Raw genomic sequence first — 26,363 nt, 5'->3', positions numbered from 1 at the left:
TAACCGCTAATAAAATGTCTGCACCTGATAAATTTCCATTATTTCATAACGTCCTATTTCGCCTTGCGGAACTGGGATTTAACATTCCCCAGTTGTTAAAATCAGTGGGCATTTCGCCTATGGTGTTAACGGAACCACAAGCCACACTCAATACCGCCGACTATTTCGCCTTTTGGCAAGCGGTGGAAAAAGTCAATCACGATCCCTTATTGGCATTTAAACTCCTTGATGGTAATAATCAAGCAGGCAATGAGTTTATCTTACTCGCAATGCTCCATTCAGGCACATTTAAAGAAGCGTTACAACGCTTAGCGCGTTATAAAGCAATGGTTTGTCCGCAATCAGTCATATTGCACGAAACAAGCGATAACATTCGGATTTTGTCGCAATGGCAATATAGTCAGCAACCTGAACCGCATATTATTACCGATATGTTTTTTGGGGCGGTACAACATATCTTAGATCGCAGTTTGCCGAATGCACCTAAACCAAAGCGAATCGAGCTACAACGTCCTCATCTTGTCGCGGATTACAGTGATTATTTTGGTTGTGAAATTCAGTTAAACTGCCGTGAAAATGCGTTAATTTACGCCAAAAGTGATTTAAATTTACCGCTTGCCCATAGCAATCCTGAATTAATGTTGCTATTTGGGGAAAACAATACGTCCGTACTGACCACTGATTTGAACAGCCAAATAAAACAAGAAATTCGCCAATGCCTAAATGGTGAAAAACCCACGATTGAGCAAGTGGCAAAACAGCTCTTTATCACCCCTCGTACACTCCAACGGCGATTAAAAGCAGAAGGCATATCATTTGCAAAATTATTGGAAGCAGTACGTATTGAAAGTGCGGAAACATTATTAACCAAAGTGGACATTACTATTGGCGAAATCGCTTTTTATCTCGGCTATCAAGATATTCACTCTTTCAGCCGAGCATTTAAGAAATGGACAGGGAAATCACCTATGCTGTGGCGAAAAGAAAGAAAATATGCTTAGCAACATTGCAGATTTTAAGAAAAAAAGACCGCTTGTTAGCCATATACTTCACTATATTGAACTAACCTCTCTCGTAATTCTGCCATATTGATATATCTCGCACTGCGAAATATCTCTTTACCTTCGGCAAAAAAAAGCACAGCAGGTGCAGTAAGAATATGATAGTAAGCCGCAATTTCTGGTACTTGGCGAATATCCGTTTCAATTCCTGCAATTGTAGGTAAGGCCGCCACGATTTCACCAACTTGTTTACGAAAAACCGTACAAACCCCACAATTCGGCGCTTTAACATAAAGTAGGCTCAATTTATTGGCTTGAATATGTTGTTGAATGGTTTGAATATCATTGGCGATTTTCATTTTATTTCTCCACGTTTGTGCAAACACAACAAAGGCAGGAGACCCTGCCTTACACCTAAAATAACGAATTAAAGCTCATCGTAAGCATCCACAACGTGGCTAGAATAAACATAGGCTGCTCCAGCATTGAGTGCAATTGCCGTACCCAGTGCCGCTGCAATTTCCTCTTTGCTTGCACCGACTTTTTTCGCTGCGTGAACGTGGGCGGAGATACAGCCATCGCAACGAGTGGTTACAGCCACCGCAAGCGCGATGAGTTCGTGCGTTTTCGCATCAAGCGGGCTATTTTTCTGTGTGGCTTCTTCTAATTGATGAATAGCCTGAGTCACATTAGGATTTGCTTTATTAAAATTCCCAATCCCTTTAACTAATTTAGAGAGTGTTTCTTTCCACATTTTTTATTCCTTTTCTTTCATTACACATCATCACGACGAGTCATTGCACCGCCGTCCACATTCCAAATTGCCCCTGTTACCCAAGCAGCTTTATCCGACAGTAAAAATGCCGCGGTTTCAGCCACCTCTCGAGGCGTACCATTTCTCCCCAGAGCGTGATATTTTTTGAAATTTTCCAACGCAGAATCTACTTGTTCAGCATTGGCAAAACGCTCAAAAATACGGGTTTCAATAATCCCTATCGGTAACGCATTCACACGAATTTGATGTTCTGCAAGCTCAGCAGCTGCATTTTTAGTGAGAGCTTCTAAGCCAAATTTTGCCATTGAGTAGGCTGCCATCGGCGTTGATTTCACAGGAAGCTGAGAAAGTGCAGCGGTAATGTTCACAATAGAACCGCCTCTTTTCGCAGAAATCATCAATTTTGCGACCGCTTGCGTAATGAAAAAGACCGCTTTATTTAAATTTAAATAACCATCGTAGGCTTTTTCATCAGTTTCCAAAAAGTGATTTGGGAAATAAACCCCAGCGGAATTGACCACTAAATCAATATCACGATGTTCTGCGGTTAATTTTTCAATTAAGGCATTGACGTTTGCCATATCTAACAAATTCGCGGTTAATGCGGTAATCTTATCGCAACCTGCAATTTCTGCTAATTGTTTGCGTGCTTCTTCGGCTTTTTCAGGGCGATTGCCGACAATGACCGCCGAACCACCTTGTTCTAGCACTAATTTTGCTGTTTCAAACCCGACACCACTCGTGCCACCAATAACTAATAATTTGTGATTTTTAAAGGCACTCATTTCTTCTCCTACTACATTGCATTTTGAATAAAACTCGCTAATTGCGATTTTGGCATTGCTCCTGCCGAGCGTTGTTTCATCTCGCCATTTTTAAACGTGATTAACGTTGGAATACTACGCACATCATATTTCATCGCTAAGGATTGGTTTTGATCTACATTGATTTTGACGATCTTCGCTTTGCCTGCGAATTCTTCTGCGAGTGCATCTAAACTTGGGGCAATCATCTGGCACGGCGGACACCAATCTGCATAAAAATCCACTAACACAGGTAGTTCCGACTGCAATACTTCTTTGCTGAAATCAGCATCATTTGAATAAATAATTTGACTCATTTTGTTTCCTTAATCGGTTGTTTTGATGGCGTGTATTATAGGAAGAGAGAAAGAGTGAATCTTGCCAAAAGAGAGTAGATTATTGCCTAAAATGACAAGCGATCTTAAAATAAGGAAAATGGATAAAGGATAGATGATGAAAAAGCAAATCTGCCAAGAACTGGCTGAACTCATACAACAATTCACTCAACAAACAGGCAGTTTTTCCCCAACAGAACTAACATCGTTACAACTCTGTCGCCGTAACCACTCCACGAATCCCATGCCTTGTATTTATCCGTTAAGCCTCGTTTTAGTGGTGCAAGGTTCGCAACATTTGAATTTTTGTGAAACCGTGATGGTATTAGAAGCAGGACAAACTGCATTAACCACGGTGGAATTACCCGTAGTGTCTAATGTATTAGAAGCCAGCCAGCATAAGCCTTATTTAAGTTTACGCATTGAACTTGATGTCATGTTGTTACGAGAATTAGATGAACAAATCCAATGGCAAACCGACCGTTCAGCTCTGTCTGACTCTCTCTCTGTTTTTCCTGCTGATGATGATTTGCTTGATGCTGTGCTACGCTATGTGAAACTGTTACAACAACCTCAATTACAACCTTATCTTGCCCCTTTGATTGAGCGAGAAATTGCCGTGCGTTTATTAACCAGTGAGCATTTACCGATGCTACGGAAACTACTCACCAACGGAACAGTAGAACATAACATTGCAAAAATCATTGCCCATTTCAACGAACATTATGCCGAAAAAATAGAGATTGAGCAGTTGGCCGAAATGGTGTTTATGAGCCCATCATCACTACGGCAACATTTCAAAAAAATCACTGGCGTTAGCCCATTGCAATATCAAAAACAACTCCGCCTGCAACACGCTAGACGTTTAATGTTCAAACAACATTTTGATGCGACACGCACTGCTTTTGAGGTCGGTTATGAAAGCCCAAATCAATTTAGCCGAGAATACGCCAGAATGTTTGGTTTACCCCCACTCAAAGATATTCAACGGCTAAAAGAAGATGAAATGCACTATGGGCGAATTGTGTAGATTTTGGAGAGATACATTAGTGAGTAAATAGATTTTTTAAACTGCCTACCTTTTTGCCGTTTTTTGAAAAAAGATGAACGATTTAAGAGTAATCAAAACCCATCTGGCAATCCAAAACGCTTTGATTGAGTTATTAGATGAAAAACCGTTTGAAAAAGTGCAGGTACAAGAAATCATTGAAAAAGCCTTGATTAACCGCACCACTTTTTACCGCTATTATTCGGGCAAAAGCGATTTGGTTGGCAAATTGATAAAAGAAGTGAAGGCGGAATATCAAGACCTGCTCAAAAAGCGTTTTGAAAGCGATGATTTACTGCGATTTATGCAAACCATCGGCAACCGCTTGTTGGAAAAACGGCGGCTGATTTTGGCACTTTGGCAAATTAAAACCCCACGCCATCATTTGTATGATGATATGCACGCATTATTAAAAGATGCCTTCATTGCTCACGCCCAAAAAGTGAAATCTGTTGAGAAGGATTGGGATTATCAAGCCACTGTCTTTGCAACCATCGCTCTTGCAAGTCACCGTTATGCCTTTGAAAAAGGTGAGATTCTGCCTATTCCACAGGTGTTTGGTGAATGGGCGGAGATGATTGATATCTTGGGGGCTCGTTAATCTTTGCAGATTTTACAAAGAAAACAACCGCTTGTTATACGCAAGCGGTTGTTTTTAGTTTAATTTTACAAAATCAGGCAATGCCTAACATCAATTCATCAACAATATCAGCGACACTTTTCACGGCTTTAATCGCCCCAATTCCTGTGCCTAATGAAATATATCCTCATCACTATTGCCTTCTAACATACCAATTCGCAAGCCACGAAAGTGGCCCTTGAACAATCGGCTTTTTAATGTTTAAAATTTGGCAAATACGATTTTGCATTATATGTTCCTTTCTTTATATTGAATAAAAGGCAGTGTAAGCAAAATCTTGTTGCCGATAAATCAGTGGATTTTTAAATCAGAGTTGCTAATTTGGCAATAATGGATTAGTTACAATATTCTTTAAATGTATTTAACAGCCATTCAATAAACACTTCTAGCCGTTTTGGAATAAATTCTCTTTGTGGATAGACCAACCAGACAGGACGAGAAGGCTTATGATAGTCAGGTAAAACTTTTACCAGTGAACCATTTTCCAAATAGGGATCAGCAAGCATACAAGACATATAGCTAATGCCAAATCCTGCTAACACTGCTTGCAATAACACATTAGAATCATTCACCGACATCACACAAGGAATTTTCATACCAACATCATTCCCTCCTTGTTCAAATCGCCACGGCATGATTTTACGGTGTTTATCCGAAAAATAGTGAATAGCACGATGGTGCTCTAAATCGTCTAAGGTTTTCGGCGAACCAAACTCAGAAAGATAGCGAGGTGCGGCACACAATACCATCGGTAAATCCCCTAAACGGCGTGCAATATACCCCGCATCATCTAACTCTCCCATACGAATCGCACAATCTAATCCTTCATCAATCAAGTTTTGAACTTTATCACTGGCACTCACGACCAACTGAATATCAGGATATTGGCGATGAAATTCAAGCAAACGGCTCATCACAAAATTAACCAATGAAGGTGGCATATCAATGCGAAGTTTGCCAATTGCTTGCTGGGCAGAGCCCGAAAGATCTTGAAAGGTATTTTCTAATTCGGTAAGTAACACTTGGCATTTTTCATAAAATACTTCCCCTTCGGCGGTAAGGGCTAGTTTACGGGTGGTACGATTCAGTAAGCGTGAACCAAGTTGCGTTTCCAGATATTTAATCCCTTTGGAAACAACCGAAATATGTAAATTTAGCTGATCTGCCGCTTTGGTAAAACTACCAGATTCTACCGTTCGAGCGAAAATTTGTAAGGCTTGGATTCTATCCATATTGTGTAATAAGAAATATAGGCAAATTTGCATAAAATGCCCATTACCAACCCGCTTGAATGGGATTTGGACTTGTATGAATGCCTGCAAAATCTGATTTTCATTTGAAAATCCAAAGGCATATTGCAATTCAATCAACGAAACAAGCGGATGCTTTTGCATAAAATGTTGCAAAATTTCTGCATTACACTTAGGCAATATAGGTTGAATGTTTCCTTGTGTGAATTGTACGATGAGGCTTGCTAAATGTTCGTAGGTTAGCACGCCTGAAACCAACCTTTGCTTGCCTTGATATTCAAATAGGTAAGCGGGTAATCCTCGTACCCCTAATTCAGCTCGCCATCACGAATTTCAACGCGACTTGATCGCCAAAATGGGTTTCAAGCTGACGAAAAAACGGTTCACTTTCATAAGTCAGTCCCATCATCGGATCGGTAAAGTGGTAAATAGTCACTTTATTCATTATAACCCCCTGCGCTCAATATACTGCCCAGCCACGCCCCACGCCGTAATATCATCAAATTTGATAAAAATCCGTTCAGGGGCGATAGATAAAGTTTTATGGATTAAGCGAGTAATTTCCTGCGTCAATTCTGCATAGCCTAAGTGATGCTCGTTAGCAAAAATACTCACTTGAATATAAGTAGAGGGTTGATTATCGCCAGCTAACCACAAGTGTGCATCTTGTTCAATCTCTAATAAAAGTACTGATTCAGATTTATACGGTATAAGTCCAATTGCTTGCCCAAATCCACTTTTTAAGGCTATTTCCTGAGCTTGGCTGACAGGAGTACTAAATTTAGCTAAGACAAATGGCATAGTGTTCTCCATTGCATACGAATGGAGAAAGTGTAGAAAAGTTTTATTGATAGAAAAAGCAAGAATAAGTTAATAAAGTTTTGCTAATTTGGCAACAATCTAGGTGAATAAACGAGTTTTGCTTTCTCATTAATTCGTTCAGGAAATTACAGTATCCGCCCATCGTTATTTTCAAGCATATAGGTGCCTTGATATTACATTAAGCCTTTGTTTGCGGGGTTATTAACTAAAGGCTTGTGTATTTTATTTTAGAAAACGTATAAGACTGATGGGCATTAATGATTAAGATGTGCTGAACTTACCCTTTCAACCCATACTGATAACCCACGCCCAAATGCTCACGCAAGGTATTGCCTTCATAATCGGTATGATAAATGCCCCTTTCTTGCAAAATCGGCACGACTTTTTCCACAAACTCACGCACGCCCATTTGACTGTCGGGGGCAAGCGAAAAGCCGTCTGTCGCCCCAGCACGAAACCATTCTTCCATAAAATCCGCCACATCGGTTGCCGTACCCACTACCACAGAGTGATAGTTAATCACACCATTGGCAAGCACTTCTTTGGGCGACATGCCTTTTTTAATCAGCTCCACCGCACGGGGCGAACGGGGGTCGTTGGGGTGCGGTGTCGCCTGATTTTGTAGATATTCTGGCAAGGGTTCATTCAAATCCAAACCGTGCAAATTCACGCCTATCATCGCCGATAAATAGCGAATTTGCCCATAAAATTCATCATCGCTCATAAAATCCAAAAGTTGCATTCTGCGAGCGAGTGCCTCTTCATAAGTGTCGCCAATGGTGAACATAAATCCGCTAAACATATTGATTTCATCAGGGTTACGACCGTGAGCAATGGCACTTTGTTTTAACACATTGCGATAGGCACGAGCTTCGGAAATACTAAACGGATTGGCATACACGCCACTGGCAAAACGCCCTGCCAGCTCAATGCCTTCTGGGCTTGGGCCTGCCTGAAAAATGGGCGGTTGCCCTTGTGGTGTGGCTGGAATTGGCAATGCCCCTTTGACCTGATAATGCTTGCCTTTGTAATTGGCAGGCAAAATTTGGCTCATATCGGCAAATTGTCCTGTGGTTTTGTCGGTGATGTAGGCATTTTCGCCAAAAGTCCCCCACAAAGTTTGCACCGCTTCTACCATTTCGTGTGCCATCTCATAACGAGTGGTGGTGTCGGGCAAGGGCTTATTGCCAAAATTATAAGCGGTAAAAGGCGTGCCTGTGGTAACGGCATTCCAACCCAAACGCCCTTTGGATAAGGTGTCCAGCGTTTTGAGCTGGCGAGCCAAGTTGTAGGGCAAATTGTAAGTGGTGGAAAACGTCGCCACTATTCCGATTTTTTGCGTGGCGTAGGCGACGGCAGACAGCACCACCATTGGTTCAAGCGGAAAAGCAGGCGAGCGAGTGGCAATGTCCGAACTGCCACCCGCCCCACCAAAGGACGGCGTGTCAGCGATAAACAGGGTGTGGATTTTGCCTTGTTCAGCCGTTTTTGCCATTTCCACATAATAATCAATGTCGGTATAGGCCTTTTCATTACTTTCTGGCAACCGCCAAGACTGAAATTCTCCGCCATAACCCGAAACCAGTTGCAAGGCAAGTTTGATTTTTTTATTTGAGTTATCAAGATAATCGGTCATTTTGGTTTCTCCAATTTAAATATATGAGCGTATTATAAGGTTTTGAAATTGGGAGTTAAATGGCGATTATTTGGAATGTTGTTTCTGAAAATGGAAAGATTTTTTTGTAAAATTTCCAAAGAAAAACACCGCTTATCATCAGAATAAACGGTGTTTTTGTTTTGGGATTAAGTATTCAAAATTCGATTGGCTTTAATTACCTTATTGTGCGAAAAATCGCCCCCTGTTAGTTTGGGTAATTCGCCCACCGCATAGGCTCGGTTTTGGTGGACGCCGTTTGGCGTTTGGGCAGAGTTTGCACGGCTTTGGCGTAATTCATCAGCGGTATAATCACAACAATACCCTGCTGAATTGGGTTGTTGTTGCCACGAATTTGCTAAATCACCAGCATCTAGCGGTTCAAATCCGCATTCATCAACTAAGCTCATCACAAGCTGTTTTTGGCTCTCGTCATCGCCAGCTACCCACATTGCAAGACGGTTTGGATCGCCTTTGGTTTTGCCCAAATGGGTAAGTGAATGAGCAAGCAGCATATTAAACGCCTTGACCACGCCACGCCCTACGACATCGCTTACCCACAGGCTTTCAGGCTGTCCGTTGTCAATTTCGCGAATAGGTTTATCACGAAATTCAGGATAATAATTACCTGTATCCACAATCACCGTATCAGGCGACAAATTCGCCCACAAACTTGGGGGCAAATTGGCAATCGCAGGGGTGGGAATAGATAAAATCAGGACATCAATATTCACGCCTACGCTGTGTAAATCCGCAGGGATTGCCCCAATTTTTTCGGCAAAATCTGCGATGCTGTCAATGCCTTTGGAATTGGCAACTTTAACCGTATGCCCCACTTGGGCGAGTTTTTGAGCGATTGTGCCACCAATTTGTCCAATGCCAATAATACCAATGTTCATCATCGCTCCTTATTTCACACGCTCGCCAATCCAATTCACAATATCTTGCGTAATCAGTTTGCCGTTGCTGTCGAGCATTAACATATGCCCGATATTCGGGTAAAGACGTAGGCTTTTATCAGTCGAGTTGGTTTCATTATAAAAATCGATGGCATCTTTCGGCACAACGTACAGATCCGCATCGCCACTGACCAATAATACTGGGGCGGTGAAATCGTAGCTGTGTGCTTTGAGATATTGCACGCCTTCTTTGAAACTGTTTGGGAAAGATACCGAGAATTTTTCCAACATCAGTGGATCGTTCGGTAGGGATAAACCAGCCCCCATATCAGGTATTGGTAAATTCAAGGTTTTGTGTGCTGCTTCAAAGCCATTCACAAAACTATCCGCAGGTTCGGGGCGTGGCAAATACCCAAAATTCATTTGGTTATATCGCAACACACCTGCCGCCAAAATAAAGCCGTCCGCCCCTTGTGGGTATTTGGTGCCGTAGAGTGCGGCAATGTGTCCGCCCATAGAATGCCCCAGCACAAACACAGGTGTGTTTGGATTTTCACGCTTGGCTTTTTCTACCACCAAACGCAAATCCTCCACCATTTCAAAATAGCTTTTGATGTGAATGCTGTCTCGCCCGTCCGATTTGCCGTGCCCACGATGGTCAAAGCGATAAACGGCAATGTCGTTTGCGTTCATCGTTTTGGCAAACTCGCCAAACACCCCCGAATGGCTCGCCAAGCCGTGTGAAATCACCACAACGGCTTTGGGCTTGGTTTGTGGAATATCTTTTTGCAGGTGCAAAGTTAAGCCGTCAAGGGTTTTGATTTGGCTGATAGTTGGCTGAATAACTGTGTTAGCATTCGCTACGCCTGCAAATGATAAGGATAATGCCAGTGCGATGGCAGTGGTTTTTAAAAACGTTTTCATTGCTATGCCTATTGAGTGATTAAAATTTTCAAGTCTCTTAATATTATTTTGCAAAAAATTAATCAAAAAATACCGCTTGAATTTCTTCAAGCGTTTTCTTGCTATTCGCCCATCAATTCATCAATCAACCCTTTCACCGATTGTACTTTGTTGATCGCTGAAATACCATTGCCGACTGACACATAACCATTTTCAAAATCGCCTTCAAGCATACCTAAACGCATTCCTGTGCCTGCGTTCATTACCTTCGCGATCTCCGCACGAGTTGCGCCATTTTCGCTCATTTCAAAGCATTTTTTAGCTAATTCTGTCGGCAGTGAACGGTAGTAATGGGGTTCGGTACGGAATAACAGCAGATCATTAGCATTCGCTCTCACGATCCAGTTTTTCACGTTTTCGCTCGCACGGCATTCCTCAGTGGCAATAAATGCAGTGCCAATCCACACGCCTTCTGCCCCTAAATTAAATGCTGCTTGTACCGTACGTTTATCCGCAATGCCCCCTGCTAACATCAATGGTAAATCCACTTTCCCCACATACTCCGCAAGCACCGAGAAACTGCCGTTTTCTTTGGCAGGCAACGTACCGCCTTCATCAAACCCCGTCAGCACCAAAATATCCGCTCCCAATTCTTGGGCTTTTAAAGCATCTGCTAAATTTGGATTTGGTAAACGGCAGATGATTTTTGTCCCCGCTTGTTTGAATTTTTGATAAATCGCCTCATCAAGTAAGCCATTATCTAGCACCACAGGCACTTGTTCTTCAATAAAGAGTTCTACCATTGGTTCAATGAGCGAAAAATCGTAAGACACAATAAATGGCACACCAAAAGGTTTATCCGTCAGTGTTTTCACCTTACGAATTTCCGCACGCATACGATCTAAGACTTCCTGATTAGAGCTTGGATTGGTATTTTGCCCAGCGTGTGGCGCTAAAAAGCCTAATCCGCCCGCTTCAGCAACAGCAGCAACCAGTTTTGCATCGGTCAGCCAAGACATTGGCGCTTGAACGATAGGGTGTTTGATATTCAGAATTTGAGTAATGCGGTTCATCATTTTTTCCTATTTGAATTGAAAATTTGAGCGTAGTGTAATGGTTTTGGATTTAGGAAGGAATGAGCGAAAATGGGAATATGGTTTTCGGATTTGGAAAACAAAGTCCTGTTTATACTTAAAACTTAGTCCCTTTTAAGGAAAAGTTTTAAGTATAATGAAAACATTTTCTTACTATTTAAAAATAGGGATTGAAAACAATGAACCTCAACACCCTCCGCCTCTTTGTTGCCGTGATTCAGCACGGCAGTTTATCCAAAGCCTCTGAACGGCTCAACGTGCCGATTGCGACCATTAGCCGTCAAATCGCGGAATTGGAGAAATCACTGAATATACAGCTATTTGATCGCCAAAAATCAGGGGTTAAACCTACAATGGCAGGGCAACGGCTCTATGAGCAAGTGCATTTAAGCATTGAAAATTTAGTGAATGCTGAGCAACTCCTTTTTGCCGAGCAACAGCAGTTGCAGGGGAAATTACGGATTTCTGCCAGCCCAGCTTGTGAGCCTGTACTTGACTGGATTGCACAATTTCAAACGCAATACCCTCAAATTCAAGTGCATTGCACAATAACCGACCGAGTATTGGATTTAAGTGCAGATGGTATTGATGTCGCATTTCGTATTGGTGATTTGCACGGTGATGGTTTTATTGCCAAAAAAGTAAGGCAACTCAGTAGCAAATGGGTCGCACACCCTGATTTATTGGCGCGTTATGGTACGCCGACTACGATAAAAGATCTTGCGCATTTTCCGCTTGCCGTGTGGGCAAAAAATGATGAAAGCACCATCAAACTTGGCATAGGTAAACAAGCGGTTGAAATTCCTTATTTTTTTGCAAGCAATGACAGTTATGCACTGGAATGTATGGTAAAAAGAGGCAAGGCGATTGCTCAACTTGCCGATTTTACCGTAGAGAGATTGGTGGCGGAAAATGGGGTGGTAGAAGTGTTGAGTGATGTGCCAAATCCACATTTTGATTTAACGATGATTTATGCGGCTCATCGCTATCCTTCTACGATTGTGCGAACATTTGTAGATTTTATCAGCAAGCAGATGAAGCCGTAGTTTGCCATTTTTGCACTAACACCAACAACCGATCCGCCACTTCCTGTTCCTTTTGCTGATAAGTATGCCCTGTGCGTTCGATAAAAATCAGCTCATTTTGGTGAGCATTGGGGAAATGGCGGTTGATGTTTTCCAAGAAACCGCACGGATCGCCATAAGTAAAACGATCTAATGTCCCAATCAATAATGCGCCGCTATGTTGTACGTTTTCCACCTGCGAAAAATCCCGCTCTTGTTCCACGTGCATATTATTGAGTATATTGGTGAACAACCATTGATACGCCATCTCCGCCGTACCACCGAGCCAGCCAAATAGTTCAAACGGCAGGATTTTTTGCCCTAATCCCTGTTCTACATACTGTTTCACCACCGCTTTTTCCTGATCGCTCACAAAATTGGTTAAATGAATAACATTAGCAGGACTGAGCAAAATAAATTTACTGACTCGGGGATCATTGTGGCGAGAAAGGTAATACACCACCTTGTTTGCCCCGAGAGAATGCCCTGCAAGGATAATCCGCTGATAACCACGACGTTCGGCAAAATCCAAATAAGCAGAAATATCGTCATCGATCTTGGTAAAATCTTCATTCCACGAGCCAATTAACTCTTTTTCGCCTGTTTTCGCATTCGTTATCGGTATTTGCCCAAACGCATTGCGAGTTTGAGCATAAATAAAATCAATGCCATTTGCCGAAAGTGTTTCGCCGATATTGTAATAAAACGGATTAGAGTAAAAGTTACCGTGAATCCCTGTAATCGCAATCACCACTGTATCGGCTTTATGACGACTTTCAAATAATGCACCGTGTAAGACCGTACCGGTGCGGGTGGGAATGTTAAGTTTTTGCATAATCTGCCTTAGTTTTGCTTTAAGTTAAGGCAAATTATAGGGAAAGATTTTTGCTGAAAAAGCAATAGATTTTTAAATGAGTTTTGATTATCTGGCAATAATTGAGAATAAATAAGCGGTTTGTTTCTCAACATTTTTTGCAAAATAAGGCAAATAACTCTATTATTTGCCTTATTTTTTAAGGCGAATAATGAAAGGAATTGCCTGATGATGCGATCTAATGATGAATATATTTGGCAAAAAGCAAATTGGTATGAGTGGAAATATGATATTGAGAAATTATCCCCATTGCTCAATCAAACCCATTATCAACAAGGCTTATTACTCGGGAAAATGAGCACGCTGGGCTTTGAACTTTCGGAACAAGCCCGGTTACAAGTGCTGACCCAGTCAGTGCTGAAAAATAGCGAAATTGAAGGGGAAATTTTAAATCCTCACTCGGTACGTTCCTCTTTGGCTCGGCGGTTAGGATTGGATATTGGGGCATTACCGCCTGTTGATCGTTCGGTGGAAGGTATTGTGGAAATGACACTTGATGCCGTAGAAAATCATCATTCGCCTTTAACTTTAAAACGATTATTCGCTTGGCACGCCGCCCTTTTTCCGACAGGATATAGCGGTATGAGTAAAATTGCGGTGGCACAGTTGCGAGATGATAAAAACGGTGCAATGCAGGTTGTTTCAGGAAGAATCGGGCGACAGAAAATTCACTTTCAAGCACCGCCTGCAAAGCAGCTTTTTGCCGAAATGCAGCACTTCTTAGCTTGGTATAATAAAAAACAAGAAATAGATCCTTTCATTAAAGCGGGCATTGTTCATTTATGGTTTTTAACGCTTCACCCTTTTGAAGACGGCAACGGCAGAATTGCCCGTGCGATTGCCGATAACCTATTGGCAAAAGCAGAAGGTAACGGGCAACGTTTTTACAGCCTTTCGGCACAAATTCAGCAACAGCGATCCGAGTATTATCAAATTCTAGAACAAACCCAACGGAGCGAAAAAACACTCACAGAATGGTTAGAATGGTTTTTAACCTGCCTGAAAAATGCGATAGAAAATGCACAGCAGATTTTAAGTAAAGTCTTATACAAAAATCGCTATTGGCAACAATGGCAAGGCTTATCCGTCAATGCCCGCCAAACCAAAGTGCTGAATCTGTTGTTAGAAGATTTTGAAGGCAAACTCACCAATAAAAAATATGCCGCTCTCACCAAAGTTTCTCGGGATACCGCTTTGCGGGATCTAACCGATTTGGTGGAAAAAGGCATATTGCAACGCTCGGAAAGCGGCGGGCGAAGTGTGAGCTATGAGATTGTTGAAGAAACGAAGTAAAACAATAACAAGCGCACCATTTTGCAAAATTTTCTGCAAAACAGAGCGCTTGTTTTTATTGATTAAAAATGCTCCGATTTATATCGCACGCCAAGCTGTTTGCTTGGTGGATAAAAATCGTGTCCCATGCGGGTGCCGTGTAACATCGCTGGGGTATAGCGGTAAAAATCGGCTTGTTCCCAGTCAAACGTGGTTTGGATTTCGGCTTCTCGTCCTGTTTTGATCAGTTCCACTAAATTCGGGTTGAGCATAATACTTTTGCCGATAGAGACGCTTTCCACCCAGCCTGTTTGGTAGGCGTTGAGCATATCATCTGCGGTGTAAAGGTTGCCTGAGCCAAAGAAAGGGACTCGCCCAGCGATGCGGTCGTGCACAACTTGCATACGAGTTAATGCCGTATCTGCACCACGGCGGACTTTTTTGTAAAAATCCCACAGCGAAATGTGCAAGTATTGAATTGGCATTTCTAACAGTGCGTCTACCAGCGTCAGCGTTTCTTTCATGGTAATGCCACGCTCGCCCGGTTCTTCGGGGGAGAAACGATAACCGATGATAAAATCAGGGCGGTTGTGTTTTTTACGCATTTCATCAATGGCTTTGATAATTTCCAGTGGGAAATTTAAGCGTTTTTCTAGGCTTCCGCCCCAAAAATCGGTGCGATAGTTTGTCGATGCTGACACAAATTGCTGAATTTGCCAGCCATTCGCCCCGTGAATCTCCACGCCATCAAACCCTGCTTCCATCACTAATTCTGCGGCACGAGCATAGCTTTGCACCATCTCCCACACTTCACTTTCGCTCATTGTGCGAAAACGTCCATAGGCATCGCCTGTTGGTGCAACCACATCATACCCTTGTGTCATAGCAGGGTCGGCACGCAAACCGCTATGGGCAATTTGCACTACGGCTTTGGCACTTTGTTTATGAGCGATTTCGGCATATTCCCGTAAGGTAGGCAAATGGCGTTCATCAAAGGCATTTGGGCTTTCAAAGCCAATACCACTCGGGTGAACATTGGTAAAGGGCATAATGTATAAGCCAAATCCATTAAAGCGATCTTGCCAGAATGTGCGCCCTGCTTTGGTCATCTCGCCGTCTTCGCCTGAATCATAAATCGTTAAAGGGGCGACGGTGAGACGGTTAGGGATTTCTACGCCATTGTTTAAGGTATAAGGTTCAAATAAAGGGGTATATTTTGGATTCATCTTTGCTTTCTCCATTGATTTCTATACGACACAGCAAGCCACCGCTTGCGATTGATAGGCACAGTATAACGATTTATTTTTGCTGAAAAATCAATGGAGCGTTAAATCACTTTTGCTTATTTTGCAATAATCTATTGATCTCTAAAAGACCTAAAATGATGTAAGTAAGGAAGAATATCTGCAAAGAAGTTTGGACTTCATTCTGTTTTCTTCTTTGTTTGCACCATTTTTAAGCAATATCGTGAATAAATTTGAATTATTAACAGACCCTCAGTAAACTACTTTTTTATTCTTATTCTGTTGTGGAGAATGGATGCCCATACTGATTTTAATTTTTAAATATTTAGTTTGCATTGCTGCGATGCTTGCGCTGAGTGGCTATATTTTTATGGTTTTTCACCCTGTGTTTGGGGGTAAGCCTGATGCCCAAAGTCTAGTAAAAATTCAACGCTCGCCAAATTTTAATGGTAAGAAATTTATTAATCTGGAAGAGACGACTATACAAACCGGTGAAGAAGAGATTTCTTTATGGCAATGGACAAAAGATAAACTCATTGCCTCATCTCATAACACGCCGCGTCAGGCATTGCCAAGTGTGCCTTTAAATTTGAGTTTATTTCGAGATGGCAGCGTTGTTTGGTTTGGGCATTCGACAGTGCTCTTTCAAACACATGGTAAGCGTTTGATTACCGACCCTGTTTATTACCATGCCTCTCCGCTACCGTTTGTGGTGGAACCGTTTAAAATGCAACATACGCCAACGGTGGAGGAATTGTCTGCGTTAGATGCGGTATTGATTTCTCATGATCATTATGATCATCTAGACTATAAAACCATTTTGCAAATTGATGCAAAAACGCAACGGTTCATTGTCCCTCTAGGGGTAAAAGCACATTTACAACGTTGGGGGGTAGCAAGTGAGAAAATCACCGAGCTGGATTGGGATGAAAGTGTCAATTTAGATGGAGTTGAAATTACCCTCGTTCCTTCACGCCATTTTAGTGGGCGGGCGTTGAATACCCAAGATAGCACCCTGTGGGGAGGCTATGTGGTCAAGTCGCCGGATTTATCACTCTATTTTAGTGCAGATACAGGTTATGGCTCTCACTTTGTTGAGCGTGTTGCCAAATATGCTCCTTTTGATTTTGTGATGATTGAAAATGGGGCTTACAACGATAAATGGGCACTAATTCACGAATTCCCAGAGCAAGCGGTTCAAGCCGTGAGAGATGTACAGGGTACTAAGGTGATGCCTATTCATTGGGGGAAGTTTGATCTTTCCGAGCACCATTGGACAGAGCCTGTTAAGCGTTTTTTAGCCGATGCCAAACAGTATAACTTACAAGTAGCTACACCTAAAATAGGCGAGGTATTCCATATCTTTGAGCCTTTACCGCATGAAAAATGGTGGGAAAAAGTAAAGTAAGCATATTATGAAATAAAGTGCGAAGCACAATCTGCGGCATTACTGGTGAGTGCTCGTAAGCAAGCGGGTTAAAATCGGAAATTTTCTGCAAAAATAGGGGCGAAATAATCATTTGCCCCTATTTTATTTACGCGTTATTTTGTTTGCTTGGCTTGGAATACGCCGATAGCATTTTGTTGTTTAAGACTTTGCTCTGTACGCGTATAATCACCGATTAATTCTTCTGCATTTTTTCCAAAGAAGCCACCTTGTACACTAACCCCGTTTGAGCTACCTGTGAAGGTATTATTGGTAATGCTTGCCTTAATCGCAACAGGTATGAAATCGTTATCCGTAGCAGCGCTTACGGTGCCTGTTAAGGTTTTTTGATTAAAGTCCGCGACAAATTCTGCAGAACCTTCCACCAAGGAGTCAATCCCTCCAGTATTATCTTTAGCATAAATATTGAGGCTATGTCCTTTATAGCTTACAGCGCCTTCCGTTGGCATTGTTTTTGTAATATTAGTGCCAGATGTAAGTAAATATTGGTTGGTTAAATCAGTTTGTTTTACAAAGCTAATCAGGGTGTTTTCACCTTTTCGAACGACTAATTGACGGTTTGCATCTTGAATATTGATATTGTTGCTTTGAATACCTGGTTGAGACAGAGGGATACTCTTTCCTTCAACATCGAGGCTTTGTATAAGTTGGCTGTTTTGTGAAGTTAACGATGCAAATTTAATCTTATCTTCTATTGGGATAATAAATCCGCCTCCTACACTTGGAAAGTTTTTGGTGTAGGGGGTTTCTTCTTGTGGCAGAGGATCATTGGTTGCCGGTTTTGGCGCTTCTACCGGTTTTTCTGGTTCAATAGTCGTGGTTGGTTCGGCTGGTTTTGCTGGTTCAGCAGGTGTGGTTGGTTCGGTTGGTTTTGCTGGTTCAGCAGGTGTGGTTGGCTCGGCTGGTTTTGCTGGTTCAGTCGGAGTGGTTGGCTCTGCTGGTTTTGCTGGTTCAGTTGGTGTGGCTGATTCTGTCGGTTTTGCCGGCTCAGTTGGCGCCGTTATTTCCGTAGATTTGTCAGTTGTGCTTGCTTGATTATTGCTTGGAGAAGATGAACCGCCTCCGCTACTACAAGCCGCTAAACCGAGCGAAATTAAAATAGCGAGTGCAACATTTGTTCTTTTCATAAGAAACCTCGTTTAAAGTAGGATGAGCTAAGTTGAGTTAAAAGATGCAAAATGATCTTTAACTGGTTAAAAACCACAATAATTGTATGCACTTTTTAGTATGATATTCAAGCTAATTTTAATGATAATGAAATACTGAGTATGGGATTCGTTCTTTTGTTTGGTAGAAAAAGGCTCTAGTTGAGACTAGAGCCTTTGTAGAACGAGAGTATACAGTTATTCTACTTAATCCATCTCACTCATCAAACTGGCATTTCCCCCTGCGGCGGCGGTGTTGATGCTGATCGCTTTTTCGTGTACCAGCGGCAGTAGTGAGAAAGCCAAATCCAACCCTTCGATGTAGGTTAAAATCGCGCCTTTGCGTTCGGCGTGATGTAATTTCTCATCAGCGGAAAGCGGGTCGAGCACAATCAGGCTGCTGAGCTGGTTGAGGCTGTTGAAGTCGTCCACCACTTGCAATTTCTCGCCGAAAGCAGAGGCGTGTTTCGCCAGCTCGCTCGATTTTTCTACTACCGCTTGGCTGCCTACGGTCACAATGGCTATCAGGGCTTGCACCTGCGAAGCCAAATCGCCTTTGCCAATCGCAATCTGCGGACGAGCCACAAACGTCATCTCATTTTTCTCGCCGGTAATACCCTGCATTGGGTAGGTTTTGCCGAGCGGGGAGAGGCGGGCAAGGCTTTGGGCAAGATCTAAGGCAGTTTGCTGTTCAGCACCGTTCAGTACCTTGCGAATTGCAGAATTTAAGTCAAAATCGACCGCTTGCGCACTGCCCTGCAAGCCGCTCAGCGTCCATTCTTGGCGGTTTACCAAGCGTTGCAGGTAGAGCGGGCCGCCGGCTTTCGGGCCGGTTCCTGACAAGCCCATTCCGCCGAACGGCTGTACGCCCACCACAGCACCAACGGTGTTGCGATTGACATAGAGGTTGCCGGCGTGGACAGATTTCAGCCATAACTCAACGGTTTCATCAATCCGGCTGTGTAAACCACTGGTTAAACCGAAGCCGGTGGAGTTGATATCCTTGATCACCTGTGGCAGTTTATCGGCATCGAAACGGATAACGTGTAATACCGGCCCGAACACTTCGTGTTTAAGCTGGCTGATGTGGTCGATCTCTAACAGTGTTGGCGGGACAAAAATGCCATTTTCGGCAATTTCAGGTGAGATCGCCACTTGATAGCAACTTTTCGCCGATTTTTTCAGATTTTCGATATGGTCGAGCAGGCGTTGTTGTGCCACTTTGTCGATCACCGGACCGACATCGGTGGTTAAATATTGCGGACGACCGACTTTTAGCTCCGCCATTGCCCCTTTCAACATTGTGAGAATATGGTCGGCAACGTCTCGTTGCAGATATAGCACCCGCAAGGCAGAACAACGTTGACCTGCGGAGTCGAACGCCGAGTTCAGTACATCTGCCACGACTTGCTCGCCCAGTGCCGAGCTATCGACAATCATTGCATTCTGTCCACCGGTTTCAGCAACAAGCGGAATAATTCGCTTATTTTTCTGCAAATTACGGTTAATGCTCTTCGCCGTGTCGGTTGAACCGGTGAAAATCACGCCGTTTACACGGCTATCCGCTACCAATGCCGAACCGATCACTTTTCCGCTTCCCGGCAAGCATTGCAACGCCGCAGCTGGCACACCCGCTTGGTGGAATAAATTCACCGAATAGTGTGCCATTAACGAGGTCTGTTCCGCCGGTTTTGCCAGCACCACATTGCCTGCCACCAATGCAGATGACACTTCACCCACGAAAATCGCCAACGGGAAGTTCCACGGGCTGATTGCTACCACAATGCCACGCGGATTTTTATACGCCTCAATGTTATTGCGTACCTCTTTGGCATAATAACGGCAGAAATCGACCGCTTCCCGCACTTCGGCAATCGCATTGTTCAACGTTTTACCCGCTTCACGCACTGCCAAATCAAACAGTTGTGGCATATTGGCTTCCATTAAGTCTGCCATTTTTTCAAGGCACTCGGCACGCACTGCCGGCGAGGTGTTCGCCCAGTCGGATTGGAATGCCGCCGCACGCTCGAACGCCAGTGCCACATCGCTTTCAGTGGCATCAATCACTTCACCAACAACCTCGGCTTGGTTCGCCGGATTGTAAATTTTTCGACTTTCCTGACCGCTTGTTGTCGCATTCGCCAACTGTGGTTCGGCACGATAATGCTGTTTAGCAAGGGCATTAAGTTGCGTTTCGAGGGCTTGCAAGCTCACCGCATCGGTTAAATCGTAGCCTTTGGAGTTGGCACGGCTGTCGCCAAATAATTTGATCGGCTGTGGAATTTTCGGGTGCATCGTGCCTTGGGTCGGTTGTGCTTTTTGCACTGGGTCTTGGGCGAGGTCGTTCACACTTAAATTTTCATCGACAATTTGACTGACGAACGAGCTGTTCGCCCCGTTTTCCAGCAGACGGCGCACCAAGTAAGCAAGTAGAGTTTGATAAGTGCCGACAGGGGCATAAATGCGGCACTGCACATTGAGATTATCACTGCCTACCACTTGGTCGTACAGGCTTTCGCCCATTCCGTGCAGACATTGGAACTCAAAGCGTTTACCCTGCGCTAAGTGGTAAATAGTGGCGAGGGTTTGGGCGTTATGGGTGGCAAATTGCGGATAGATCACATCTTGCGCCGCCAACAGTTTTTTGGCACAAACGATGTAGTTCAAATCGGTATGTACCTTGCGGGAGAAGACCGGATAGCCCTCTGCACCGTCCGTTTGCGCTCGCTTGATTTCGGTGTCCCAATATGCACCTTTTACCAAGCGAATCATCAACTGGCGATTATGTTTACGGGCGGTCTCAATTAAATGCTCGATCACATACGGGCAACGTTTTTGGTACGCCTGCACCACAAAACCAATGCCGTTGAACCCTGCCAGATCAGGGTCGGCAAGCAGTCTGTCCATCAAATCAAGCGACAATTCGAGACGGTCGGCTTCTTCGGCATCAATGTTCAAGCCGATGTCGTAGTTTTTCGCCAACAGGAACAGATCTTTTAAACGTGGGTAAAGTTCGTCCATCACACGTTGGTGTTGGGCAAGGGAGTAGCGAGGGTGAATGGCGGAGAGTTTGACCGATACGCCCGAGGATTTATACACGCCCAAGCCTTTCGAGGTGGCACCCACAGCGTGAATGGAAGCAACATAGTCGTTGTAATAACGTTTGGCATCTTCGGCGGTGAATGCCGCTTCGCCCAGCATATCGTAGCTGTAACGATAACCCATTGCGAAGCGTTTTTCGCCGTTTTTAATCGCCTGTTGAATGGTTTCACCGGTCACAAATTGCTTACCGAGCATACGCATTGCCACGTCCACGCCTTTTCGGATCAATGGCTCGCCGCCTTTGGCAATCAGGCGTGAAAGGGCAGACGAGAGCGAGCTTTCGCTATGGGTCGAAACCAGTTTGCCGGTAACTACCAAGCCCCACGCTGCGGCATTCACAAACAGTGACGGGCTGTTGCTGGTGTGTGAACGCCAGTCACCTTTGGCGATTTTATCTCGGATTAGCTTATCCGCGGTGGCAGTATCAGGAATACGCAACAACGCCTCGGCAAGGCACATTAACGCCACCCCTTCTTGGCTGGAAAGCGAAAATTCGTGCATTAACGCATCGACCCCGCTCGCTTTCTGGCGTGCAGTTCGAACTTTGCCAACCAGTTGGGTGGTCAGCTTTTTAATGCTGTCGGCGTGCTCATCACAACGTGCCTGTTCCAGCAGGTTTTGCACAAGGGTTTGCTCATCAAAGCGGTAATGACGGCTAAGTTCGGGGCGGATAGTCGTGTTGGGTAAAAGTTGGTATGACATTGTTTTTTCCTTTTGTGTGCAAGCGGGCGGATTTGCAGATTTTTTTGCAAAAGAGACCGGTTGTGTAGATTATTTATTGGATGCGTTCCTCTTTTTGCTAAAGAAGAGGGCGCTAAAAATTGATATTTATCATTCTATTCAACATAAAAAAACAGCCACCCCACAGGGTAGCCGTTTAATTTTATTTGCTCATTTCAACATCATAAGCTTTATCTGCTTTTTCGAATGTTGCTACAATCTCTGAACGAGGTGCTGGAGTAATGAGAGAAACCACAACAATGGCGACCATCGCTAAGATAAAGCCAGGAATCATTTCATAGATACCACTATTGGGTACGACATCATTCCAAAATACGACAACCAGTGCGCCAGTTAGCATACCAGCGAGAGCACCTGCGCTATTCATGCGTTTCCAAAATAACGAGAGAATTACAACTGGGCCAAAAGCACAACCAAATCCTGCCCATGCATAAGAGACTAGACCGAGCACTTTACTGTTTGGATCTTGCGCCAGCACAATTGCCAATACGGCGATAGCTAACACCATTAAACGCCCTAGCCAAACGAGTTCTTTTTGGCTTGCATTTGGACGGATAAAGCCTTTATAAAAATCTTCAGTAATTGCGCTAGAGCAGATTAATAGTTGGCAACTGAGTGTGCTCATGACTGCAGCTAAAATAGCAGAAAGTAGTACGCCTGCTACCCATGGGTTAAACAGTAATTTAGAAAGTTCAATAAATACTTGCTCGTGGTTTTTATTCACGATCTCTGAAAGTTCAGGATGTGCAAAGAAGTAAGCTTGCCCGAAGAACCCAATTCCTACTGCGCCAAATAGACAAACAACCATCCATACCATTGAGATTCGGCGAGCGTTTGGAATTGATTTTACGCTGTCAGCGGCCATAAAGCGTGCCAGAATGTGGGGCTGACCAAAATAGCCTAGTCCCCATGCGGAAAGACTGAGTAAGCCGATAAAGGTTGTGCCAGTGAAAATATCCGTGAAGTCTTTATTCACTGCTGCGCCGGCTTGTACGATAACCGCGTGAGTTTCTTCTACACCGCCAAGTTGGATGAGAACAAAAATAGGGGTAAGAAACAGAGCGAATAGCATTAGGGTTGCTTGAATGGTGTCTGTCCAACTTACCGCAAGGAAACCACCAATAAAGGTATAGATAATAGTGGCAAGTGCGCCGTACCAAAGCGCTGTTGCATATGGCACATTAAATAAATTTTCGAATAAACGTGCACCGGCTACCACCCCAGAAGCACAATAGATGGCAAAGAAAAATAGAATGATTGTCGCAGAAGCGATTTTTAGCACTTTAGTTTTATCACCAAAACGGTGGTGGAAATAGTCGGGGAGGGTAAGCGCATTGGCATTGAATTCAGTATGTACCCGTAAACGTCCCGCTACAAATAGCCAGTTTAGATAAGCGCCAATGGTCAAACCGATCGCAATCCAGCCTTCCACTAGCCCTGCAGCATATATCGCTCCTGGTAAGCCCATCAATAACCAGCCGGACATATCTGATGCACCCGCTGATAAGCCGGTTACAAATGCGCCTAAGCGCCGCCCGCCAAGAATGTAGTCAGAAAGGTTATTGGTAAAGCGGTAGGCAATAAAACCAATGGCGATCATTCCGATAATATAAATAAGGAATGTCGTCGTTGTAGGATCAAAACCGAACATAGGTTCTCCTTAGATGAAATAAAATAAAAGGGGAGATTATAAGCAAAAAACTTTTAAAAGACTAACGAGATGCAACATGCAATGAAATTATCATAAAATAACCAAAATGCAACATTTTTTTAACAAGTTAATAGAAATGGCAATAATTATTATTTGTAAAATAGAGACATTAGTATAAAATGTAAATTCTCTTAACTTACTTATAACAAATATAGAGGTTTCTTATGATCATTGCTTCAGCCAAAGATTATCAACGTGCGGCACAACGCCGTGTTCCCCCATTTATGTTCCACTATGCTGATGGTGGTTCTTATGCTGAGCAGACTTTGCGTCGTAATGTAAGCGACTTGGAGGATATCGCTTTACGTCAGCGGGTGCTAAAAGATATGTCACAGCTAGATACTAGCATTGAATTATTTGGCGAACGTTTATCTATGCCGGTTACGCTTGCTCCTGTAGGGGCATTAGGTATGTATGCTCGTCGTGGTGAAGTGCAAGCTGCTAAAGCAGCGGATAACAAGGGCATTCCTTTTACGCTTTCTACAGTATCTATTTGTCCGATTGAGGAGGTAGCACCTGCTATTAAGCGCCCAATGTGGTTTCAGCTTTATGTTTTAAAAGATCGTGGTTTTATGAAACATGCTTTGGAAAGAGCTAAAGCCGCGGGGTGCTCCACATTAGTATTTACGGTAGATATGCCAACTCCCGGCGCACGTTATCGTGATATGCATTCTGGTATGAGTGGTCCATACAAAGATATTCGTCGTGTGTTACAGGCAATGGTTCATCCATTTTGGGCATGGGATGTCGGTATTCAGGGTAAACCACATACGCTGGGAAATGTATCAAAATATATGGGGAAACCTGTTGATTTGAATAATTATATTGGTTGGCTAACTGATAACTTTGACCCTTCCATTTCATGGAAAGATTTAGAGTGGATTCGTGAATTTTGGGATGGTCCTATGGTGATTAAGGGTATTCTTGATCCTGAAGATGCTAAAGATGCGGTACGTTTTGGTGCAGACGGTATTATTGTTTCCAATCACGGTGGTCGTCAATTAGATGGCGTGCTCTCTTCCGCCAAAGCGTTGCCAAGTATTGCTGATGCAGTAAAAGGCGAGATTAAAATTCTGGCAGACTCTGGTATTCGCAATGGCTTAGACGTGGTGAGAATGCTAGCGCTTGGCGCAGATTGCACCATGATTGGGCGCTCATTTGTTTATGCGCTTAGTGCCGCGGGGCAAGCAGGGGTTGAAAATGTGCTAGATATTTTCTTAAAAGAGATGAAAGTAGCCATGACCCTTACCAGCAACGCCAAAATTAGCGATATTACTCGTGATGCATTAGTTGATCTAACCAAAATTTAATTTGATCAATAAATCCTAGCAAGCGCTGGATTTTGCTCTTTTTTTTGCAAAATCCGGCGCTTGTGTTTTTTGAAAAAAGGTTGAAAATACTCACGATTTATTAAGCTGCCCACAAGGGGAATTGTATGGCAACAATGAAAGATATTGCACGGATAGCGAAAGTCTCGCTTTCAACGGTTTCGCATGTGGTAAATGGATCACGCTTTGTGAGCCCAGAAATCACAGAGCGAGTACAACAGGTGATCCGAGAATTGGATTATCAGCCTTCATTGTTGGCGCGTAGTCTTAAAATCAAAGAAACTAATACAATTGGTATGATTGTCACTGCAAGTAATAACCCTTTTTTTGCTGAGGTTGTACGCCATGTAGAGCGTTATTGCGAGCGGCATGATTATCACCTGATTTTAGTGAATTCCGATAATCAGTCTTGCAATTTGGCTCGTCATTTAGCGCGCTTGCTGCGTAAGCAAGTCGATGGTTTACTACTAATGTGTGCCGAACCGCAAGATTTTGAACCAGAACTGTTTGCTAAAGTGAGTTTACCCATTGTGGTGATCGATTGGTGGCAACAGCCGTTAAATGCCGATATTATTCACGAAAATTCAGAATTTGGTGGTTATCTCGCAACAAAAGCACTGATTGAGGCGGGGTATCGTGATATTGCAGTGATCACGGGTGAACTTTCTAAGCCGCTTGCATTCAACCGTTTGCAAGGTTACAAGCGGGCAATTTTAGAGCAAAATCTGCAAATTCATCCAGAGTGGATTATCGAAAGCCATTTCCACTACGATGGCGGTGTCGATGCTATGCGCAAATTGCTTGCTTTAGCTCATCGTCCCCGTGCGGTATTTGCAACCAGCGACAGTATTGCTATTGGGGCATATCAAGCAATTTGGCAGGCAGGATTACGCATACCACAAGATATTGCTATTATTGGCTATGATAATATTGAGCTTGCTCAATATCTTGCTCCTCCTCTTTCTAGCATTCACCAACCTAAAGCCCGCTTAGCAAAAGCAGCGGTAGAGCGGTTGATTGCTCGTATTCAAGAACCCAACCAAGCGCTTCAAACAGTGCAATTAGAGCCTGAACTCGTTCAGCGAATGTCGTTTTAATTATTTTGTGAGCAGGATCACATTTTTGCACTCTTTCCTTTGCTTTTCTCTCTTTTCTTTTCCATAATCTTGTTATCGAAACGTTTCGATGTTTGTTTCCTAAACAGATCGGGA

Annotated in this window: 24 protein-coding genes; 8 read left to right on the top strand and 16 right to left on the bottom strand. The window is 43.4% G+C overall.

Going from position 1 to position 26,363, the window contains the following annotated elements; genetic code table 11:
- Positions 1 to 14 precede the first annotated feature (14 nt).
- Positions 15 to 1,001 (top strand): helix-turn-helix transcriptional regulator, encoded by a 987-nt coding sequence (locus tag F542_RS10580; RefSeq protein WP_015431476.1) that lies wholly within the window; start codon positions 15 to 17, stop codon positions 999 to 1,001.
- A 35-nt stretch (positions 1,002 to 1,036) separates the two neighbouring features.
- Here F542_RS10580 and F542_RS10575 read toward each other — a convergent pair whose 3' ends face one another.
- The 4 genes from F542_RS10575 to trxA all read right to left on the bottom strand — a co-directional run bounded on the left by F542_RS10575 (position 1,037) and on the right by trxA (position 2,896).
- Positions 1,037 to 1,360 (bottom strand): thioredoxin family protein, encoded by a 324-nt coding sequence (locus tag F542_RS10575; protein WP_025267509.1) that lies wholly within the window; start codon positions 1,358 to 1,360, stop codon positions 1,037 to 1,039.
- Positions 1,361 to 1,428: 68 nt separating this feature from the next.
- A complete protein-coding gene (locus tag F542_RS10570) occupies positions 1,429 to 1,755 on the bottom strand; it encodes a carboxymuconolactone decarboxylase family protein (protein ID WP_015431478.1) in 327 nt (108 codons plus the stop codon).
- Between the two features lie 20 nt (positions 1,756 to 1,775).
- Positions 1,776 to 2,561, bottom strand: a complete 786-nt coding sequence (locus F542_RS10565; RefSeq protein ID WP_025267508.1) for an SDR family NAD(P)-dependent oxidoreductase — start codon at positions 2,559 to 2,561, stop codon at positions 1,776 to 1,778.
- A gap of 11 nt (positions 2,562 to 2,572) precedes the next feature.
- Positions 2,573 to 2,896: a thioredoxin gene (gene trxA, locus F542_RS10560; RefSeq protein ID WP_015431480.1), complete on the bottom strand. Its 324-nt coding sequence runs from the start codon at positions 2,894 to 2,896 to the stop codon at positions 2,573 to 2,575.
- A gap of 133 nt (positions 2,897 to 3,029) precedes the next feature.
- On the opposite strand from trxA, the gene F542_RS10555 reads away from it, so the two are divergent.
- Both F542_RS10555 and F542_RS10550 read left to right on the top strand, forming a co-directional pair.
- Complete coding sequence (locus F542_RS10555) at positions 3,030 to 3,944, top strand: AraC family transcriptional regulator (protein WP_015431481.1); 915 nt, start codon at positions 3,030 to 3,032, stop codon at positions 3,942 to 3,944.
- Positions 3,945 to 4,017: 73 nt separating this feature from the next.
- Positions 4,018 to 4,563, top strand: coding sequence for a TetR/AcrR family transcriptional regulator (locus tag F542_RS10550; RefSeq protein ID WP_015431482.1), 546 nt, complete (start codon positions 4,018 to 4,020; stop codon positions 4,561 to 4,563).
- 374 nt (positions 4,564 to 4,937) lie between these two features.
- Here F542_RS10550 and F542_RS10545 read toward each other — a convergent pair whose 3' ends face one another.
- The 7 genes from F542_RS10545 to F542_RS10520 form a co-directional block, all read right to left on the bottom strand.
- Entirely contained in the window at positions 4,938 to 6,098 is a 1,161-nt protein-coding gene (locus tag F542_RS10545; RefSeq protein WP_231504933.1) for a LysR family transcriptional regulator, read from the bottom strand.
- 67 nt (positions 6,099 to 6,165) lie between these two features.
- The gene (locus tag F542_RS11155) at positions 6,166 to 6,297 is read right to left on the bottom strand and encodes a thioredoxin domain-containing protein (protein ID WP_015431484.1); all 132 of its coding nucleotides are present in this window, start codon (positions 6,295 to 6,297) and stop codon (positions 6,166 to 6,168) included.
- Positions 6,297 to 6,653, bottom strand: a complete 357-nt coding sequence (locus tag F542_RS10540; RefSeq protein WP_015431485.1) for a phenylpyruvate tautomerase MIF-related protein — start codon at positions 6,651 to 6,653, stop codon at positions 6,297 to 6,299. Before F542_RS10540 ends, F542_RS11155 begins: the two co-directional genes overlap by 1 nt.
- Before the next feature lie 298 nt (positions 6,654 to 6,951).
- Complete coding sequence (locus F542_RS10535; RefSeq protein WP_025267505.1) at positions 6,952 to 8,310, bottom strand: NtaA/DmoA family FMN-dependent monooxygenase; 1,359 nt, start codon at positions 8,308 to 8,310, stop codon at positions 6,952 to 6,954.
- 167 nt (positions 8,311 to 8,477) lie between these two features.
- A complete protein-coding gene (locus F542_RS10530; RefSeq protein WP_015431487.1) occupies positions 8,478 to 9,230 on the bottom strand; it encodes an NADPH-dependent F420 reductase in 753 nt (250 codons plus the stop codon).
- 6 nt (positions 9,231 to 9,236) lie between these two features.
- Positions 9,237 to 10,151 (bottom strand): alpha/beta hydrolase, encoded by a 915-nt coding sequence (locus tag F542_RS10525; protein WP_025267503.1) that lies wholly within the window; start codon positions 10,149 to 10,151, stop codon positions 9,237 to 9,239.
- Between the two features lie 101 nt (positions 10,152 to 10,252).
- Entirely contained in the window at positions 10,253 to 11,203 is a 951-nt protein-coding gene (locus F542_RS10520; protein WP_025267502.1) for an NAD(P)H-dependent flavin oxidoreductase, read from the bottom strand.
- Between the two features lie 200 nt (positions 11,204 to 11,403).
- Here F542_RS10520 and F542_RS10515 point away from each other — a divergent pair, with 200 nt between their 5' ends.
- Entirely contained in the window at positions 11,404 to 12,270 is an 867-nt protein-coding gene (locus tag F542_RS10515; protein ID WP_015431490.1) for a LysR family transcriptional regulator, read from the top strand.
- On the opposite strand, the gene F542_RS10510 is transcribed toward F542_RS10515, so the two are convergent.
- Positions 12,248 to 13,123, bottom strand: a complete 876-nt coding sequence (locus F542_RS10510; RefSeq protein ID WP_015431491.1) for an alpha/beta fold hydrolase — start codon at positions 13,121 to 13,123, stop codon at positions 12,248 to 12,250. The two genes, F542_RS10515 and F542_RS10510, sit on opposite strands and share 23 nt — an antisense overlap.
- Before the next feature lie 207 nt (positions 13,124 to 13,330).
- Here F542_RS10510 and F542_RS10505 point away from each other — a divergent pair, with 207 nt between their 5' ends.
- The gene (locus F542_RS10505) at positions 13,331 to 14,455 is read left to right on the top strand and encodes a Fic family protein (RefSeq protein WP_015431493.1); all 1,125 of its coding nucleotides are present in this window, start codon (positions 13,331 to 13,333) and stop codon (positions 14,453 to 14,455) included.
- A gap of 62 nt (positions 14,456 to 14,517) precedes the next feature.
- On the opposite strand, the gene F542_RS10500 is transcribed toward F542_RS10505, so the two are convergent.
- Entirely contained in the window at positions 14,518 to 15,660 is a 1,143-nt protein-coding gene (locus F542_RS10500) for an NADH-dependent flavin oxidoreductase (RefSeq protein WP_025267500.1), read from the bottom strand.
- Positions 15,661 to 15,973: 313 nt separating this feature from the next.
- Between F542_RS10500 and F542_RS10495 the strand changes: the two genes are divergently transcribed.
- Positions 15,974 to 17,086 carry an MBL fold metallo-hydrolase gene (locus F542_RS10495; protein WP_015431495.1) on the top strand — a complete coding sequence of 371 codons (1,113 nt, stop codon included), beginning with the start codon at positions 15,974 to 15,976 and terminating at the stop codon, positions 17,084 to 17,086.
- Positions 17,087 to 17,220: 134 nt separating this feature from the next.
- On the opposite strand, the gene F542_RS11145 is transcribed toward F542_RS10495, so the two are convergent.
- The 3 genes from F542_RS11145 to putP all read right to left on the bottom strand — a co-directional run bounded on the left by F542_RS11145 (position 17,221) and on the right by putP (position 23,764).
- On the bottom strand, positions 17,221 to 18,252 hold the full coding sequence (locus F542_RS11145; protein ID WP_015431496.1) for a transferrin-binding protein-like solute binding protein: 1,032 nt from the start codon (positions 18,250 to 18,252) through the stop codon (positions 17,221 to 17,223).
- A gap of 225 nt (positions 18,253 to 18,477) precedes the next feature.
- A complete protein-coding gene (putA, locus tag F542_RS10485; protein WP_015431497.1) occupies positions 18,478 to 22,074 on the bottom strand; it encodes a bifunctional proline dehydrogenase/L-glutamate gamma-semialdehyde dehydrogenase PutA in 3,597 nt (1,198 codons plus the stop codon).
- Between the two features lie 181 nt (positions 22,075 to 22,255).
- The gene (gene putP, locus F542_RS10480) at positions 22,256 to 23,764 is read right to left on the bottom strand and encodes a sodium/proline symporter PutP (RefSeq protein ID WP_015431498.1); all 1,509 of its coding nucleotides are present in this window, start codon (positions 23,762 to 23,764) and stop codon (positions 22,256 to 22,258) included.
- A 224-nt stretch (positions 23,765 to 23,988) separates the two neighbouring features.
- On the opposite strand from putP, the gene lldD reads away from it, so the two are divergent.
- Together lldD and F542_RS10470 are read left to right on the top strand one after the other, a co-directional pair.
- The gene (gene lldD / locus F542_RS10475) at positions 23,989 to 25,134 is read left to right on the top strand and encodes an FMN-dependent L-lactate dehydrogenase LldD (RefSeq protein ID WP_015431499.1); all 1,146 of its coding nucleotides are present in this window, start codon (positions 23,989 to 23,991) and stop codon (positions 25,132 to 25,134) included.
- A gap of 125 nt (positions 25,135 to 25,259) precedes the next feature.
- Positions 25,260 to 26,249, top strand: a complete 990-nt coding sequence (locus tag F542_RS10470) for a substrate-binding domain-containing protein (RefSeq protein WP_025267499.1) — start codon at positions 25,260 to 25,262, stop codon at positions 26,247 to 26,249.
- Positions 26,250 to 26,363 lie beyond the last annotated feature (114 nt).

This window comes from Bibersteinia trehalosi USDA-ARS-USMARC-188 (assembly GCF_000521725.1).
GTDB classification, from domain to species: domain Bacteria; phylum Pseudomonadota; class Gammaproteobacteria; order Enterobacterales; family Pasteurellaceae; genus Bibersteinia; species Bibersteinia trehalosi.
Note: the sequence above shows the minus strand (reverse complement) of the source record. Positions and strands in the feature narration are given on the sequence as shown.